This is a genomic window from Pseudomonas gorinensis (assembly GCF_042015035.1).
Lineage (GTDB): Bacteria > Pseudomonadota > Gammaproteobacteria > Pseudomonadales > Pseudomonadaceae > Aquipseudomonas > Aquipseudomonas gorinensis.
The window spans coordinates 497,290-514,351 of the sequence record NZ_CP167125.1 but is presented as its reverse complement, the minus strand read 5'-3'; the positions used below and the strand labels follow the sequence as shown (position 1 = coordinate 514,351).

Below are 17,062 nucleotides of genomic sequence, written 5' to 3'. Positions count from 1 at the left end.
GGCTCTCAAATAAAATCCAGGTGAACTTGCAACTGCTGCAAAAACTCATCGAAGCTTTCGGCAAGTTGGGTGCGTTCTGAGCCTTCATGTGAGTAATACCAAACAGAACCGGATGGCGAATCCAGCGAAATATAAAACTGGCTGCCACCTCCGTCGCGCCCAATGGGCAACATGAATGGCCCCAACACTTGAGCCCAGTCATCAAGAGCCTTATCCAGGCTGTCGATACCTGCGTCTCCTAGTGAATAAAACCAATCAACGCTGACGCTAGCATCTGGTGATGCGTTCAAAAAGAAACTTCCGGCTTCAGGATGCCCACCGTTGGCACTTCGGATGAATTGAAGGTAGGTTTCTGGAAGCCTACGGCCCAGCCGAGCCTCAAGGGCGCGCACGCTTGAGTCATCACCACTGAAACCCACGCTGGGGCGTCCCCCGACATTGATGTTCAACTCAGCAATATTCATTCTTCCACCTAATTTTTTGGGGCGCCTCTTGGAATTGCCCATTCAGAATATCCACCCGCAGCCCCCGCATCGGGATGCAGTACGCGCCACCAAGGAGAACCAGGTGTGTGTTGGGCGGTCGGTACTAATCGCATGATTCCTTCCTGACTGAAAGCAGTCGACGACGACGCATGCTCCCATGTCCAGCCAGCAAAAAAGGGGACGGATTTATTTAGGTTTGGCGCTGGTCGGTATTAAATAAATCTGTCCACTTTTCTCCATCACTAGGCCAACAAAATCGAATAATTACAAAAAATAAATAATATTTTAAAAGAGCAATTCTGCTGAACTCTAAAAAGCGCAAAACCGTGGTCTGACCCCTATTTTTCCGATTCCCCGTTCCATTTAGTCCAGAACTGTTTCGATCTCTTGTCTTAAAAAGCGCGGAGCCGACGTAGTTGCATAGCGTTGTGCTATTTCGAATGGGTCGACGATTTTAGTTTTAACACCTGGTTTTGAAAAGTCGCCGACCACGTATCTGGCAAAAGAGGGGGACGACTGGTCATCATCAAGTAGCCAATAGCCACCAAACAGGGAGATCAGGTATTCGCCGATGTAGTAGCCAATACGGGTAACAAACCAAACCCGATCTTCCTCATTGATGTCAGCGCGTTGAAAACCACTGTCCAGCTGGAATAAAAACCTTTTTGGCTCAATCAATACTTCATGTGGCTGATCAAATCCGAGACTTTCACAAAACTTATGCAGTACCGGCAGACGCTCAGATCTGAATGCCGGGAATTCAGCAGCGCGTCGGGCCAGCAGCATATCGGGCGTTTCGCCAGTATTCGCCATTGTCTACCTCAAAAACTAATTATGAATAATTACATCAATCTTGTTCAGCTCCAGCAATCTCGAAAGATTTTCTGCCGGGGGCGCTTCTAAAAATATCCACCTGGGTTGATAACCCTTCACTGTATCTCGAAGATAAAGATCTTTCTCAATCTGCTCATAAATTGGTCGGGAGCAGAAATAGGGGTCAGACCACCAATATCCATTGGTGCACTAATCGTGGTCTGTCCCCAATTCTTGGCGGATCAACGAACATTAAAAAACCAAAGAACGAGACCTAGAATAAAGCCAGCCCCAGCTATTTCCAGATAGAGCGTCATATACTCTTTTAGAAGCCCGACAACGTCTTCACCACCACTCAACCAATACCCGGAAACCTGAAAGAACACACACATAAACAACAGGCCGAACGCACAGGCACAAGGAAGATAGATGGCGATCCACCAAGACTCATTTCTTTTCATTGCCAACCGAAACCATTACGTGCGCCACGCAACCAAGAGAAATTCGCCCCGCTTATTTGGGGGCTTTATAAAAATGTGGTCTGACCCCGATTACCGCTTGATCAAGTTTGGTATATGAAAATTACATCTATCGAGTATCAGATAAAAAATCATAAAATTCTTTTTCTGTCACCTCAAACTCTGGCCCTTCGACCATTGCCATTAGTGACAACAACGCAATGTCTAAAGCTTTTGTGAGAGAAAGTTTTGGATCTTGGTAAATATCAAGTGCCTCTTTTGATATTTTAAAAATATCAAATCCATCAGCAACTACTCTTCCAAGTCTGTCAGCCACTATGTCTTCCATGCTCATTGCTGCCCCCGAGAAATAGGGGTCAGACCACCAATATACATTGGTGCACTAATCGTGGTCTGCCCCCTATTTCCCTCTGGGGATCGACACACAAGCGCCCCTTGATGTTCTCTTTGACGCCGCCGCGTATCGCATTCGTGCGGTGACTCAGTTTTTGGAGAACCTCGCATTTCGGGAGGATATCAGCAGTGATGCGATAGTGCTTCACGACTTTGCGCTGTTGCTGGCCATTCCGCTGAGAGATGGTTGTGATTTGCTCGATGTGATTGGGCGGAAGTTGAATTCACAAATTTCATAAGTAAAAATGGGCGGTTATTTTCATAACCGCCTTATTTAAAAATTTCAAATAGATAAAAATAAAAACTAATTTTTAAAGATCGTAATATTGCAAGCTCAATTCCATAGACACTCAAACAAACGTTATCTGACCTCGATTACCCGCTCTACCACCCATCACGCCCGGACATAAAAGATTTCACATAATCCCACCGTGTAACTATCCAGTACACAGCAAATATTGCTGACAAGGGAAATCCAATCCAGATGAACACCCAGTTCGAATCTGTGCGAAGCAGTATACCAATCACTATGGCGACCATCATGCCGAAAAACGTACTCACCCCACACACCACCGCCAACAATGAAACTATCAGCAGCAGGGTATTTATAAGTTTACTTGCTCGCATCGACCGCCTCATTGTAAAGGCTATTGCCTTTCGCGCCCACGGACAGAAAATATAGCAACATTGCACCACCATACGGCGCCTTTTTACCAAGAATAAATTGGTTATTATCAAACTTTCTGACCGTCACATCAAATATTGATTTTTTCTTGTTCAAACCATCAGCCACCCCCATCTTCAGAGGCACTTTTACAAACCCCGAACCAATTGACAACGCGAAATCTGCGGCACTATATATCACCGGCCCATATCCGCCAGGAATCTGATCAAAAGTCTGTTTAACATGATTATAACTGCCCTCTTCATTATTAACATGGTTATAAAGTGCTGAGGTGCCCTCCTCAATATTCCCCAATCCGAATACAATCATAGGCCCACCGAAAAAGCACCCGGCCACTGTGCCGCATAATGTGCCCCCCGAGTAAACACTTGCCCCTCCCGTGACAGTCTTGGCGGTGTTAGCTACCACAGGAATGACATCACGCGTTCCCGCATCAAAAACCGAGTCAGTGAGCGAATAGTTAAACAGACCTTTATCCCTTTGCGCATCTGCCCATTCAAGCTCATTACTCAGCCCGACCATATCGGCTTCACTCAAGTATGCATCGTGATACTCCTTAGTCCCTCGCTCCAGATGAGCCCAGCACTTGATGATGTAACACATGGCCTTCTCCAGGTTCGCTTCCGTGAAGTCACCTTTCTGCGCCTCAGCCTTGATCGCCGCCACCTCCGACTCATGAGCTGCTCGATTATAGACGTCCACCGACATCGCGTTTCCTCCCGCGACAACAGCACCTGAGGTACCTCTCCCAGAGCCAACCACGGCCCCGGCGCCTGCCGCGATCAAGGCGGCCATTGCATCTTGATCCACACCCTTGATGCCATTTTTCCCCAACGCGTCGGCAATGGTCGGCATCAATGCAGCCGATGTTCCCGCACCCAGCGCACCACTCTGCACATTGCCACTGGACAACCCAATAGCCGCCCCCGCCAACGCGTGCAACATCACACGTGCCGCACCGCCTTCAGCCCAAGCCGCCCGGGTGGCCGCATCCGACTTCGGATCAGTAGCACGCGACTGGGCATAATCGCCAATCTTGTTGAAGATATCGCTGGAGGCCGTGTTGGCGACAATACCAACCGTCGTTCCTACAGGCGCGCCACCCAGCCCTGCGGCGATTAGTCCGGACGCGATATCGGCCATTAAGCGTTTGTCGCCACCGACCTGCCAGCGCTGGGCTTCCGTATAAGCGGCATTCGCTGCAAGCACCGTTCCAGCGGCATCCGGCGAACCGGTTTCGGTTTGGGTTTTGGCTTTATCGGCCAGAGCTTTCGCTTCATCCGCCTTCGCCTTGCCTACCGCACTGATCACCCCACTGGCCAACTGCGCCGAGCTTTGGATCAGATCAATACGCTCCTGCATGGCCTTTTCATCAGGCCGGTCAAGTTTCTGATTGGCATTGGCGGTGTCACGGTTCAGCCCCACCAGGTCATTGGCGCCTTCGGCATTGCGAACCACAATCGTGCCTTCGCTGACCGCGCTACGGGTGTAGCTATGGTCTTTCTCCTTGAGCGCTATCGGGATGCTGCCGCCCATCGACGCACCGCTGGTACTGCTGGAAGACACCGAAATACCGGCAGACTGACTTTTGATCTCGCTGACATTCTTGATATCGCTGACGATCAGCCGATCCGTGCTGAGCCGGTTCTTATCAGCTGACGCTTCACTGGCAATCACCGCGCCTTGCAGGGTGGTGTTCTTGCCGACATTGATGTCGTAGCCGCCCGTGCCCGCATACAAACCACTCTGGTCGGTCACGCCCTTGTAGTCGCTGTTCATATTGGCGGCGGCAAGGTTCGCCGAGCCCGCTACGGTAGAGCCGTAGCAGAACGGCGGGACGCAGATACTGGCGCCGAAGCCTGCGCTGCTCTGTTTGCTGCGCGACGACTCGGTGTCCTGTAGGGAGATGATATTAAGGTTGCCGCCAATATCTGCCTTGATACGGTCCGCACGAACCTGGGCGCCTTTGAGGGTGGTATCGCCACCGCTTTGTAACAACAGGCTGCCTGTATCGAGGGTGCTATTGACCTGAGTGACGGAGTTACCGTTGCCATTGTTCTTGGCACCCTGCGCTCCGAGGTCGAGGGTGAAGCCGTTTTGCTCGCCAATATTGAAGCTGGCGCCAATAGCGGTTTTATTTTTCGACCCTTCGTTTTTGCGGTCGGTGGTGTTTTGTGCGCTTTGCATCAGCACATCGTTTTTGGCTAACAACAAGGTGTTGGCGGCTTTCAAGCTGCTGCCGGTGATCTGGATATCACCCTGAGTACCCGCCGCTGCGCCCGTGGCAACGATCGACAAGTCTTGCCCTGCGTTGAGCGTGCTCTGCTTGGCGGTGACGCTGTTGAATTCGCTGCTGTTCTTGCTGCGGTTATTGGCCAGTTCGGTGCCGATTTTGATCAGCGAACCGTTGCCGGGCGTGCCGCCGGTTTTGTTTTTGAAGCCGGAGCTTTGCGCATTGGCGTCCGAAGCCTGGCCATTCAGGTTGTAGGCGGCGAGGGCTGCCTGGGCGATTTTGACTGCCTTGAGTCGTGGGTCATCAGCACTACGTGCCGCTTTGACGGCGTCGCGCATGCTGGTGGCGGTGTCCACTACCGAGCCCGCGATCACGCGCCCTACCGCCAAACTCTTGGAACTGTCCTTACTGGTCTGACTGGCCGTCTCCATCCCCGAAGTAACGGTGACGTCAGCCCCACTCAACTCCATGTTCTTGGTGCTCACCAGATCACTGGCCACCACCTTCAACTCACGCCCCGCCGTCAACGACACATTGCCCGCACTCGAGCCAATGGTGCTGCCGGTCAAGGTCATTTCATTGGCGGTGCCGTTGTGCTTCGAGCTGTTGATGTACAGCTTCTGGTTGCCGGTCATGTCGTCCAGACCGAGCTTGTTGCCGGTCAGCACGCCGGTGAGGTCGCGATTCTTTTCCTTGTGCATGTCGGTGCGGGCGAAGGTGTTCTGCGCCGCGTCGATGGTCAGGTCGCGGCCGGCCTGGACGGCGAGGTCGCCGGTGCTGACCAGGGACGAGCCGGTGACCGTGGCATCGCGTTTGGCGGCGACGGTGACGGTTTCGCCGGAGACCATGCTGCCCATGGCGGTGGTGCGTTTTTCGTCGACTTTGTCTTGGACTTTGCTCGACTTCAGGCCGCCCCAGCTGCTTTTGCTTTCCTTGCGTTCGTGACGGGCGCTGTCGGCGTTGCTGACGGCGAGGATGTTCACGTCCTGGCCGGCCACCAGTTGCGTGGCGCCTTTTTCGGCAGTGACAGCACTGCCGGCCAGCAACAGGTCCGCACCAGCGACGACGGTGTTGTTCGTCCCCGCGCTGACCAAGCTGCCGACGTTGTTCACGACGTCGGTTTCATCCAGGCGGAATTTTTTGCCCTGGGAGGTTTTCTTGGTCTTGCTGTAGAAGCTGTAGTCCTGGTCTTCAGCGCTGCGCAGGCTGAGGTTTTTGCCGGACACCAGGTACGCCTCGTTGCCGGCATTCACCTGGCTGGCGACCAGTTGCAGGTTCTGCCCGGCGCTCAGGGTGGCGTCGCCGCCGGCCTTGATCACGCTGGACACTTGCTGGACGTGGTCCTCAATGCTTTTGACCTTCTTCGAACTCGACGCCGAATGCTGCTCGTTGGCAGCCGAGACGGCGTTGAAGTCGCGCGTGGCGATCAGGTTGAGATCGCGCTTGGCTTCGACCTGGCTGGCACCGATGCTGATGTCACGCCCGGCAACCACATGCAGGTCGCGCCCCGCATCGACCACGGAGCCTTGTTGGGCGATGGTCATGAAGTTCGAGCGGCTGCCGATGTTGCCGCTGTCCAGGGTTTTCGAGGCGGTGATGTTCACGTCGCCCACGGCCTTGACCGTGGTGTCGGCACCGCTCTTGAGCACACCGCCGAGGTTGTTGACGTTGCCACCAGCCTGCAGGGCCAAATCGTTGGCCGATTCGATGCGCGCGGCGCTGTCGACGAAGTCGCTGCGTTCGGTGCGGTAGCTGCTGGCGCTTTCGTGGGTGGTGACGCTGCGCTCGTTGAGCAGGTCGGCGCCAGCCGCGAGGTTGACGTTGCCCGCGCTGATCACACCGCCAGCGCGGTTGCTCAGGTTGTTGCCGGCCAGTAAGTCAAGGCGACCACCGGCTTGCATCAACCCACTGTTGCTGAGGTTGCCGCCGACGTTCGCCAGCAGGCTGCCGGTGGCGCGCAGGGTGCCGGCGTTGTTGAGGTGGCTGCCGGTGATCAGGTTGATGTCAGTGCCGGAAATCAACGCGCCGTTGGGCGCCAGGCGGTTGCTGGCCTGAGCGAGGTACAACACCGGTACCAGCACTTGTTGGCCGGCGACGGTGGCGTTTTCCAGCCAGACGATATCGTGGGTCAGGGCCGCGACTTGTTCGGCGGTGAGGCTCACGCCCACCGACAGGTTAAGCGCGGTCTTGCTGCCGATGGCGTTGTCCATCAGGTGCTTGAACAGGTCGGCATCGCTGGTCTGGCCGTCAATGAAGCGCTGGCCGGTGCGGGCGAGTACGGCTTGCTGGATCAGGCGCTGTTCGTAGAAACCATCGCCCAGGCGCTTTTGCGCGGTGTCGGGGTCATAGCCGAGCTTGGTCAGCAGGTAGTCCGAGCCCAGGAACTGACGCATATCCGTGAGCAGCGGGTTGGTTTCGATCAGGTACTTATGCGGGTTGGCCGCGAACTGGCTGGTGGGCAGGCCTTTGGCGCCATCGCTGTCGTTGAGGTGGAACAGGCCGTTCTGGCCGGTGGGCAGGTCGAAGCCTGGCAGGCCCAGCGGGTTGACCTGTTGCTGGGCAACGTCCGGTGGCAGTTGCGGGTTGAGGCTGACCAGGGTCGAGTAGCCCGGCGCATGGGTGTTGGCGCCGCTGCCGACGTAGGTGTAGCCACCGCGCACGACACTGTTGTCGATGCCGGCCTGGGCCTTCACATCCACGCTGCCGCCGGCTTGGATCACGGCGGCGTAACTTTGGTCTGGTGCGCTTAACTGGGTTGTCTTGCGCAGGCCGGTCTGCTCGCTTTCCATCTTGCCGATGAACGCGGCCATCGCGGCTTCGACACCGCTCATGTCCCCGCCTGCGGCATAGCGTTGGGTGAACGCCGCGGCCTCGCGATACCAGCCTTCAGGGTTGCGCTCGCGCTCGGAGGTGAAGATGCGGTCGTACTGGGTGTCGTGGGTCACGACGCCGACGTTGGTGAGTTGGTTGACGATGGCCGTGAGGTTGCCACCGGCTGCGATGCTACTGCTGCTGTTGAGTAGCTCGCCGCCGGTGAGCAGCATGTTGCCGCCCGAGGTGATGCTGGAGCCCGCCGTGGCGTCGCTGACGATGAAGCGGTCACGCTGGGTAATCTGGAACGGCCGGTTTTGCTTGCCGCCGTCACAGTCACCGCCGGTCACCCCTTCGATGCAGGCGGCGGGCGTGATGGAGGCGCTGTAGATGCCGGATTCGGTGGTGAGCACAGTACGGATGTTCTGGATCGTACTGGCTGCCAGGATCAGGTTGCGCTCACTCTCGATGGTCCCCGAGCTGTTGATGATGCTGGTGGCCAGGCCTCCCTGGCCATCACGGTCGACGCGCAGGCTGCCCATGGCATAGATCGCGGCACCGAGGTTTTTCAGGCGGTCGACCTTGAGGCTCATGTCGCCGCCGCTGAAGATCAGGCCGTGGTCGTTGAGCAGGCTGCCCACCGAAAGATCCAGGCTGCCCTGGCTGGCGACGCTACCGCCCACGGTCCAGTCCTGGCCGCTGCCGACCAGCGCACGGGTGCCGAGCAATTTGCCGGTGGCGGTCTGGTTCAGGGTTCCGACATTGACGGTCAGGCGCCCGGCCTGGATCGCGGTGCTATTGGTCCAGTTGGCTTTATCGAGGGTCAGGTCGCCGTTGGTCACCAGGCTGCCGCCGACATCGTCAAGGCTGATGCCATTGAGGTCGAGTACACCGGTGCCCACATGCAACACCTTGCCGCCGGTGTTCTGGAAGCGGGTGGCGGCCAGGCTCAATTGGTCGTTGGCGGTCTCCAGGCTGCCGCTGTTGTTGAGCAGGCCGCCGATGGCGTAGCGGGTTTTGCCGCCGGAGCCCAAGGCACGCATTTGCCCACTGTTGTTCAGGCTGGCGGTCTGGACATCGAAGGCCGTGGCGCTTTCGATCAGGCCACGGTTGGTCAGTGCGCCATTGAGGCTGACGTCGACCCGGTTGCCGGCGATCTCGCCGCCGTTATCCACATTCATACCGGTCAGGTGCACGCGATCCCGAGCAAACAGCGCGCCGCTGCCGTTGTTGAAGTCAGTGGCGTCGATCCGCGCATCACCGGCTTTGGCGGCGATGCGGCCACCGCTGTTGTCGAGGGTACCGGCGGTGAGGGTCACGCCCGACTTTTCACTGTGGATCAGGCCGTTGCCGCTGTTTTGCAACAGGCCGCTGGTGGTCAGGGCCAGGCCATCGTTGGCGGCCAGGGTGCCGGTGTTACGGTTGTCGATGCTGTTGGCGAATACCGTCAGCAAGCCCTGGCTGGCCAGCTTGCCGCCCTGGTTATCGAGATGCGCGGCGCGCTGGATCAGCAACGGCCCGACGCTTGCCAGCTTGCCGTTGCGGTTGATCAGGTCGCCGATCAGATCCAGGGTGATCGCCCCGCCAGCGGTCAGGCTGCCGGCGCTGTTATCCAGGGTATTGCCGTTCAGGGTGAACGCACCGGTGCTGTCGATGATGCCGCCCTGGCTGTTGTCCAGCAGGCCGTTGACGTTGAGGGTCTGTGCGCCGTCGCTGAGCAGGCGACCTTTGTTGCGGTTGTCGACGCTGGCGGCGGTGACGTTCAGCGCCTGTTTGGCGCTCAAGGTAGCGCCCTGGTTATCCAGGCTTTGCGCGGTGGCGGTGAGGCTGCGATTGGCGATTACCGTGCCGGTATTGGTGATGTGTTGCGCGTCGAGCGTGACGTCGCCGTTAGCATTGCGGGTGTTGTCGGCGTTGACCCCGGCTTCGATGATGCCGCTGTTGGTCAGTTGGCCGTTGCTGGCCAGGGTGATGCTGTCGCGCGCGGCGAGGGTCTTGCTGTTTTTCAGTGTGCCCTTGGTCTGTGCCTTGAGGGTGGTGCCCGCGTACACGGCGCCGGTGGTCTCCAGGCTCGCGGCCTTGATGTCCACCGCACCGCTGGCGGCGGCCTGGGCCATGCTCAGGTGGCCGTTGGCGTCGAGCTGAATATCGCCACCACTGGCGGCCAGCGTGCCATCGAGCTTCACGCCCACGCCGGCTTCGGTGCCCACCAGTTTGATCGCACCGGCATACATGCCGCCCAAGGCCGACGAGTCGATGGCCAACTCAGGCTTGGCGCTGCCGTCGTCGGCACGCGCGGTGGTTTTCAGGCTTTGCGCATCGACGTCATTGCGCCCGGCGATCACTGTCAGCTGGCGCGCGTTGATCTGCGCATTGATCTTGGCCGAGCGGGTGATGATTTCGAAGCGGTCGACATTGCTCGCGTTCAAGCCTTTGCCATCGATGGTCACGGTGCCGCCGTCGACCTGATAGCTTTTCAGTTGCCCGGCCTGATCGATCACCGGTTTGCCGGTGGTCAGGGTGACGTTAGGGGTGTTGATGAACCCGCAACCGTTGCAGCTGATGCCGTAGGGGTTGGCGACGATGACCTTGGCCGACTGGCCCGCCACTTCGGTGTAGCCGCGCAACTGGCTGGGGCTACCGCCTTTGACTTCGTTGAGGATGACATTCGCCGCGCCGCCCTTGAGGTTCGGGTTGCCGACGATGATCCCGCCCAGTTGCGTGTTTTGCAGCGCGCCGCTGGCGTTGTTGAGGATCACGCCGTTGGGGCCGACGTTGTAGTCCTTGAATTGGTTATGGGACAGGCCACTGCCATTGGGCGTGGCAATGTTCACCACCGGTACGCCGTTGCCCGCCTGGCCGAGCGTGGTGCCCGGGCCACTGACCACGATGCCGTCGGCCTGGGCCAGCAGCGGCTGCCAGAACAGCGCGTTGGCCAGGATCAGCGCCAGGCCGCGTTGGCTCAGGCTTTTCAGGGCAGAAACGGGGCGAACGTCCATATTCAAAATCTCAAGGTTGCGGGCATTGAATTACAGGTAGAAATCCAGGCGGAAATAGATCGGCGCTTCACGCTCGCTCATCACCGTCGGTCGTTCCAGGGAGTGGGCAAAGGTCACGCTGGTGCTGACGTTTTTGCCGCGGGCGAACAGCTCGAGGGAGTTGCTCGAAACGCGCCCATGGAGGTTGTCGTTGTAGCGATCATTGCGGATCACACCCTGGTCGTAGCCGACGCTGGCGCCGTACTCCAGGAACGCCGGGCGCATCCAGTCCCAAGTCACCGGGCGCGCCCAGCGCACGTCATTGCGCCAGTAACCGCCGCTGTCGCCGGTCAATTGCTGGTCCTTGAAACCGCGGACCGACGCCGACCCGCCGAGGCTGATGCGCTGCGGGCTGAACAGCACGTCTTCACTGCGCTGCCCGGTGGCCAGGCTGGAAAAACTGAACGACTCGCCCCACAGCGTGAACGGCTGCAGGTAGCTGACGGTGGCGGTGTATTTGCGGTAGTTCGGCGTGGGCGTGAGGTTGCCCTCGCGATCGCGTTCCTGGTCGTTGCTCTGCGCATCGAACGCGCCGATACCGTTTTGCATGCCCAGGTCCACGTTGACGAAGGCACTGCCGATACGGCGCCCGTGGTTGATCCCCACCTGGAATTCGCTGAGGCGGTTGCTGCTGGTGTCCAGTCGCGCATCGAGCAGGTAGTTGTTGGTGCGCAAATGGGCAAGACCGACGTTGACCGACGTCTTGCTCACGTCGTCACGATGGATCACGCGCTCGGCCCGCAGTTGGTGGTTCTGGCTGTCGCCGTACTGCTTGAGCTTGTAGCCATCGAGGTCGGCCAGGGTGCGGTAGTCGCTCTCGCTGTAGGTGTAACTGAAGTTCCACCAGCCCCACGGCACGTTGTAGTAGAGCATGCTGTTTTTCGAGGTTTTCTGGTGGTCGCTGAGGGCATCGTGGCCGCCGCGCAGGATCAGTTGATCGGCCAGGCCCAGCGGGCTGTCCCATTCCAGGCCCGCGCCCCACTGCTGTTCGCCGGTGCTTTTCTGGCCGTCGTTGTTGCGCGACAGGCTGGCGCGCCAGGGCTTTTGCGGCTGGTTCTTGACCAGCACTTCGCTGCCACCGATCTGGGTGCCGGGGGTCAGTTCCATTTGCGCCTGCTTGGACGGCAAGCGGCTCAACTGGTCGACCAGTTGTTCGACTTCACGCAGGTTGAGCGACTCGCCGACCTTGCCCGGAAACGCCATGGCCAGCTCGCGGTCGGTGACCGTGCTGCCTTCGGCGCCCTTCAAGCCTTCGAGTTTGCCTTCCACCACCAGTACTTGGAGGTGGCCGCTGGAAAGGTCCTGTTGTGGCAGGTAGGCGCGGCTGGTGACGCGGCCTTTGCCGATGTAGTCATCGGTGATGGCCTTGAGCAGTTCATTGAGCTGCGCGACGCCCAGGCACTGGCCGATATAGGGCTTGAGCAGGCGCGCGCGATCGGCGGCTGACAGGCTGTCGGCGCCTTTGAGTTCGATGGTTTTGATCGGGAAGCAACGCGTGTCCGCGGGCGTGGCCGGGGCCTGGGGCCGGGTGCCCTTACCCGGCAGATCCTGCAGCTCTTCGAGGCGGCGGCGCTGCTCTTCGAGAAGACGGCTTTGCCGGTCACGGATCAGGTCCTGATCCCCAGGCGTGGGGGCGGCAGTGGCACTGTTCAGGCTCAAGTAAGTGAGCAGGAAAGTACACAGCAATAACCGAGTCCGTGGCAATAACAGAGACATGTTCGATCCGTCGAAAATCAAGGGGCCGCAAACTAACATCGAGCGTCGACTGATCCAAGAAACTGGCTTAGTCGAATACTTTGGCTAATTAATCCTGCAACCGCTTGATTAATAACAATAAAAAATTGTCAAAAAGATGAGCGATCTATCGTCGGAACTATTATTCCGACAAACGGCAACTCTTTTGATAGTTATTCGAGCACAACTTAATAACGGCCACTAATTGGCCATCAAGTTGGCGTCGAGTTAGGTTAGTACCGGAAAAGATCGAAAAGTTCGCGGGGGTTTTGTGAATTGGATCCCATTTGTCGGGATCCGCAGGGTGAGACACCCGTGTGGGAGTGGGCAAGCCCTAATGCCGCTCAGTTAAGGCTTTTTTGTAGGAGCGAGGGGGACGCCTAGTTCTTGCTCGCGAAAAACTCACAGGCGCCGCGTTCATTCAGGAGACACGCGTTATCGTTGACGTTTTTCGCGAGCAAGCTCGCTCCTACAAAAGGCGATGTACGCTTAACTGAATGGCATTAGGGCAAGCCCGCTCGCCACAGTTACAGTGTTGCTCCCCCCTTGGATCGGGTTGACAACACTAGCCGGCGTCTTTGTTCTGGTCCTTGCCCGGCACCAGGGTCAACCCTGGTTTTTCCACGTCGCGGGAGACATGGGATTTCACTTCTTCCACGCCGCCGTCCTCGTCGTTGTGGATAACCAGCACACCCGGCCTGCGCAATTGCTCCAAGTCGCCCTCCCCCAGCTTGAAGCTTTCACTGAGGCTTTTATCACTGAGCGCATTGGCCTCGGCACGGCGCTGGGCGAACTTGCGCCCCTTGCGTTGCTGGTAACGCGCCCAGCTGATCAGGATCACCGCGTTGAACAACGCGATCCAGAGGTAGATCTGCAGGGTATTGAGCGCCGCGAAGATCGGCGCCTCGATACGCGGGCCGCCATGGGTCTCAAGCATCGATGTGATCCCGCGCGCCAGCAGCCAGATCAGCCCGGCCCAGGCCAGCAGGGTCAACAGCACATCGATGACCCACATCACCGGGTGTTGACGAGTTCGCACCAGTTTCATGATTACGCGTCCTCATTGGCAGGTTTGATACCGCGATCCGGGCTGACCCAGCGCGCACGCTTCTGGTGCTGGTTGAACAGCACCTTGGGAAAGCTGACCAGCGTGGTGAACAGGCTGACCAGCCAGAACACCATCGGGTACCACACGGTCCAGAACAGGGTTTTCCACAGGTCCTTTTCGTAGCGCCGGTCAATCATGATGCTCACCGCAAACTGCACCAGGCACACCATCGCCAGGACCAGGCCGGTAAACGCCGGGGGCACCAGGGATTCCACCGCGATCGCCGGGGGCAGCACGATGAATTTACCCACGACCCAGAAGACCACCGAGAGCAGGAAGGTGAAGGCCCAGCCAGTGGACAGGCAGTATTCGAACAACAGCGGCCACAGGTAGCGATGCCGCCACTGCCAGATGCCCCGGATGTTCTTGAACAGCACTTCGGCGCCGCCCTGAGCCCAGCGCAGACGCTGCTTCCACAGGCCACCGACGGTTTCGGGCATGAGGATCCAGCACAGTGCGCGCGGCTCGTAGAAGATGCTCCAGTGATCGAGTTGCAGCTTCCAACTGACATCGATGTCCTCGGTGATCATGTCGGTGCTCCAGTAGTCGATGCGGTCCAGGGCTTTCTTGCGAAACGCCACCACCACGCCGGACACCGTGAAGATCCGCCCGAACACCCGTTGCGTACGCTTGATCAAGCCGATGATCGAGGAGAACTCGCCGACCTGCACGCGGCCGATCAAGGTCGAGCGCGTGCGGATACGCGGGTTGCCGGTCACCGCCCCCAGGCGCGGGTTGTCGAGCATCGGCGCGACCATATAGGCCGCCGCATTTTTATCGAGCAGCGCGTCGCCGTCGATGCACACCAGGTACTCGCTGCGCGCGGCCACCGCGCCCATGCGCAGGGCCACGGCCTTGCCTTGGTTCTGCGCCAGGTGCAGCACTCGCAGGCGGGGGTGCTCCAGCGCCAGGGCGTCAAGCACCGCGGCGGTGTTGTCCTTGGAGCCGTCGTTGACGGCGATCACTTCGATGTTCGGGTACAACTGGCCCAGCGCCGCATGGATGGTTTCGGCGGCGTTGTCGCCTTCGTTGTAGCAAGGAATGATGATCGAGATCAGCGGGTTGCCGGCCAGGATCGGCGCCGGTGTGTCTTCTTCCCACGGCCAGTGGCGCTCCCAGTGCAGCCAGAAATACAAGCCGCCGGCGATCCACAGCGCCGACATGAACAGCGGGTAGAAAAACACGAAGTCCATCAGGAACTGCCCGGTGACCAGGAAGATCAGGCCCAGGGGCACACCCAACACCAGTGCCAGTACGAATAACGCCAGGATTCTGTCGAACATGGTCAAGGGTTCCATTGGTTGGAAAGGGCCGGACGCACGGTGTTCAGGTCCGGGGAGTTCTCCAGGAAGTTGTCCGGGTAGTAACCAAAACTCGTGACCCCCTGGCGTTTGAGCACACCCATCCATTCAGCCATCTGCGCCCCGTCGATATCGGGAGCAGCCTTGGTGCGCCAGTCTTTGGCTTGCAGTTCGAACACGGTGCGCTCCAGTGCTCCGGGGCGCGCCTTGACCGTGGCGACCAGTTTTTCCAGCCAGGCGTTGGAGTTCTTCAGCGTCTGGCCTTCCATCAGTGGCATGGCCATGGGCGCGGTCCAGTCGTAGGTCTGGAGGAAATCATCCAGGTTCTGCGCGAACCAGGCTTCGCTGCCGGGGTTGAGCATCGGCTCGGCGAAGATATTGCGTGCGGTCAGTACCTGCGGCCCACCGACGGCGCGGACCTTGGCGGTCAGTTCGTTGGTGAAGTCGATCAGGTAGCGGCTCTTGAAGCGCGTCCAGCGTTGCATCACGGCCGGGTCGGCCCGCAGCGCGGCGATGGTGCCGGGCAGGCCATTGGCGGCATAGGCCTTAAGCGCGGCGGGGCTGGCGTCTTCGAAGTCCGACAGCACCGCGTCGTCGTGGTACAGCACGCCGTCGATGGCATTGTTGCGCGCCAGGTCTTCATAGAGCTCACCAATGATCTTGCGCACCTGCGGGTCGAACGGCGACAGGCGTTGGTATTGATCCGGGTCTGTGCCCACCTTGCCGGTTTCCGGGTCCCAGCGCGTTACGCGGGGCAGCTTGGGATCGAGGGCAAAACTCAACACCGGCATCCACGCATACACGGCGGCATGGGCACGGGTGTGCAACTGCCAGGAGACGCGGTTGAACAGGTCGGCGCGCACCGGCAAGTGACGGTTGGGGAAATACAGCTCGTGCACCAGGCCATCACCCTTGGGGTCGGCGAAGGCTTGCAGGAACACCGTCCCCGCGCCCATGTCCACTACACGCTGCACCAACTGGTCGAGGTTGCGCGCCTGTTGGGCCGGGTCCGGGTCGTAGACGTTGTCCAAGTCCACATGCAGCACCCGCAGCGGCGCAGGGGCCTGTACCGCGACGATGCTGTTGGCGAAATGTTCGCCGTCCGGGTCGGAGGCCACCAGGAAGCGCGGGCTGTTCATCAGCTTGCCGAGGTCGTCGAGGCCATCGTCCAGGGTCAGCGCCATCTGGTAACCCTGCTCGCCAACGACCGCCAGCGAGGTGCCCTTGGCCGCACCATACGGCCATACCCATACCCGTGGTTTCTTGCCGGTCACGGTCTGGATCTTGTTGGAGATCGCCACCACATCCGCCCGCATCCGCGCCTCGAACTGCGCTGGGGTTTCATAGCGGCCCGTGGCCGGGTCATAGCGTAGCGAGGTCGCCGCCGGTTCCAGGTTGCCCTGGGGGTTGGCCAGGATCCCGGTGTGACTGGCATCGGTATGCGCGGCGATTTCCACCAGGCCCGATTGCGACACTTCGCGGATCTGCTGCCAGGTGAGGAACTCGCCCCGTGGGCGTGGTGAGCCGGCGAAGTCCACCGGCTTGTTCATCGGTGTGTCGATCCAATAGCCCACCGGCGCCAGCAAGGCCGGCCAGCGATAGGCGCGCAGGATCGGCATCACGCGGGTGTAGAAGCTGGAATAGCCGTCATCGAAACTGAGCATGATGGCTTTGGGCGGCAACGGTGTTCCACCACGGCGGGCAGTCAGGATCTGGTCGACGCTGACCGCCTGGTAGCCGTTCTCGCGCAGCCAGGCCAACTGTTCGATCAAACGCTCGGTGCGCACCGCGACCACCGCCTGGTCGGGGTCGCGATCCTCGACGTCGTGGTAGGCGATGCCCAGGAAATGGTTTTTCGGCCACGGCGCTTCATTGGCCGGGGTCGGCCGCTCGGCGGGTGGAGTGAATGGCGCGGGTTGCTGGGCGCAGGCACTGGCCAGCAATACACCCAGGACCAACAAGCAACGGCTGAGGACGGTCAT

At 59.1% G+C, this 17,062-nt stretch carries 10 protein-coding genes; 1 reads left to right on the top strand and 9 read right to left on the bottom strand.

Features of this window, described 5'->3' with window-relative positions; genetic code table 11:
- Positions 1 to 5: 5 nt before the first annotated feature.
- The 4 genes from AB7933_RS02275 to AB7933_RS02260 form a co-directional block, all read right to left on the bottom strand.
- Positions 6 to 464, bottom strand: coding sequence for an SMI1/KNR4 family protein (locus AB7933_RS02275; RefSeq protein WP_024072704.1), 459 nt, complete (start codon positions 462 to 464; stop codon positions 6 to 8).
- Positions 465 to 848: 384 nt separating this feature from the next.
- Complete coding sequence (locus AB7933_RS02270) at positions 849 to 1,298, bottom strand: hypothetical protein (protein WP_024072703.1); 450 nt, start codon at positions 1,296 to 1,298, stop codon at positions 849 to 851.
- Positions 1,299 to 1,540: 242 nt separating this feature from the next.
- Positions 1,541 to 1,759: a hypothetical protein gene (locus AB7933_RS02265; protein WP_143036975.1), complete on the bottom strand. Its 219-nt coding sequence runs from the start codon at positions 1,757 to 1,759 to the stop codon at positions 1,541 to 1,543.
- A 127-nt stretch (positions 1,760 to 1,886) separates the two neighbouring features.
- On the bottom strand, positions 1,887 to 2,111 hold the full coding sequence (locus tag AB7933_RS02260) for a hypothetical protein (protein ID WP_024072701.1): 225 nt from the start codon (positions 2,109 to 2,111) through the stop codon (positions 1,887 to 1,889).
- Between the two features lie 76 nt (positions 2,112 to 2,187).
- On the opposite strand from AB7933_RS02260, the gene AB7933_RS02255 reads away from it, so the two are divergent.
- Positions 2,188 to 2,409 carry a hypothetical protein gene (locus AB7933_RS02255; RefSeq protein ID WP_081329137.1) on the top strand — a complete coding sequence of 74 codons (222 nt, stop codon included), beginning with the start codon at positions 2,188 to 2,190 and terminating at the stop codon, positions 2,407 to 2,409.
- A 374-nt stretch (positions 2,410 to 2,783) separates the two neighbouring features.
- On the opposite strand, the gene AB7933_RS02250 is transcribed toward AB7933_RS02255, so the two are convergent.
- The 5 genes from AB7933_RS02250 to pgaB all read right to left on the bottom strand — a co-directional run bounded on the left by AB7933_RS02250 (position 2,784) and on the right by pgaB (position 17,062).
- Complete coding sequence (locus AB7933_RS02250) at positions 2,784 to 10,898, bottom strand: hemagglutinin repeat-containing protein (protein WP_024072699.1); 8,115 nt, start codon at positions 10,896 to 10,898, stop codon at positions 2,784 to 2,786.
- A gap of 30 nt (positions 10,899 to 10,928) precedes the next feature.
- Positions 10,929 to 12,653 (bottom strand): ShlB/FhaC/HecB family hemolysin secretion/activation protein, encoded by a 1,725-nt coding sequence (locus AB7933_RS02245; RefSeq protein ID WP_024072698.1) that lies wholly within the window; start codon positions 12,651 to 12,653, stop codon positions 10,929 to 10,931.
- A gap of 583 nt (positions 12,654 to 13,236) precedes the next feature.
- Positions 13,237 to 13,719: a poly-beta-1,6-N-acetyl-D-glucosamine biosynthesis protein PgaD gene (gene pgaD / locus AB7933_RS02240; protein WP_024072697.1), complete on the bottom strand. Its 483-nt coding sequence runs from the start codon at positions 13,717 to 13,719 to the stop codon at positions 13,237 to 13,239.
- A 2-nt stretch (positions 13,720 to 13,721) separates the two neighbouring features.
- Positions 13,722 to 15,062 (bottom strand): poly-beta-1,6-N-acetyl-D-glucosamine synthase, encoded by a 1,341-nt coding sequence (gene pgaC, locus AB7933_RS02235; RefSeq protein ID WP_024072696.1) that lies wholly within the window; start codon positions 15,060 to 15,062, stop codon positions 13,722 to 13,724.
- A gap of 2 nt (positions 15,063 to 15,064) precedes the next feature.
- The gene (gene pgaB, locus AB7933_RS02230) at positions 15,065 to 17,062 is read right to left on the bottom strand and encodes a poly-beta-1,6-N-acetyl-D-glucosamine N-deacetylase PgaB (protein ID WP_024072695.1); all 1,998 of its coding nucleotides are present in this window, start codon (positions 17,060 to 17,062) and stop codon (positions 15,065 to 15,067) included.

What these genes read in the sequence shown, in the direction of transcription:
- AB7933_RS02270 (WP_024072703.1), bottom strand. Translation starts at nt 1,298, where the DNA reads ATGGCGAATACTGGCGAAACGCCCGATATGCTGCTGGCCCGACGCGCT.
- pgaC (WP_024072696.1), bottom strand. Translation starts at nt 15,062, where the DNA reads ATGTTCGACAGAATCCTGGCGTTATTCGTACTGGCACTGGTGTTGGGT.
- pgaD (WP_024072697.1), bottom strand. Translation starts at nt 13,719, where the DNA reads ATGAAACTGGTGCGAACTCGTCAACACCCGGTGATGTGGGTCATCGAT.
- pgaB (WP_024072695.1), bottom strand. Translation starts at nt 17,062, where the DNA reads ATGACCGTCCTCAGCCGTTGCTTGTTGGTCCTGGGTGTATTGCTGGCC.
- AB7933_RS02245 (WP_024072698.1), bottom strand. Translation starts at nt 12,653, where the DNA reads ATGTCTCTGTTATTGCCACGGACTCGGTTATTGCTGTGTACTTTCCTG.
- AB7933_RS02260 (WP_024072701.1), bottom strand. Translation starts at nt 2,111, where the DNA reads ATGAGCATGGAAGACATAGTGGCTGACAGACTTGGAAGAGTAGTTGCT.
- AB7933_RS02250 (WP_024072699.1), bottom strand. Translation starts at nt 10,898, where the DNA reads ATGGACGTTCGCCCCGTTTCTGCCCTGAAAAGCCTGAGCCAACGCGGC.
- AB7933_RS02265 (WP_143036975.1), bottom strand. Translation starts at nt 1,759, where the DNA reads ATGAAAAGAAATGAGTCTTGGTGGATCGCCATCTATCTTCCTTGTGCC.
- AB7933_RS02275 (WP_024072704.1), bottom strand. Translation starts at nt 464, where the DNA reads ATGAATATTGCTGAGTTGAACATCAATGTCGGGGGACGCCCCAGCGTG.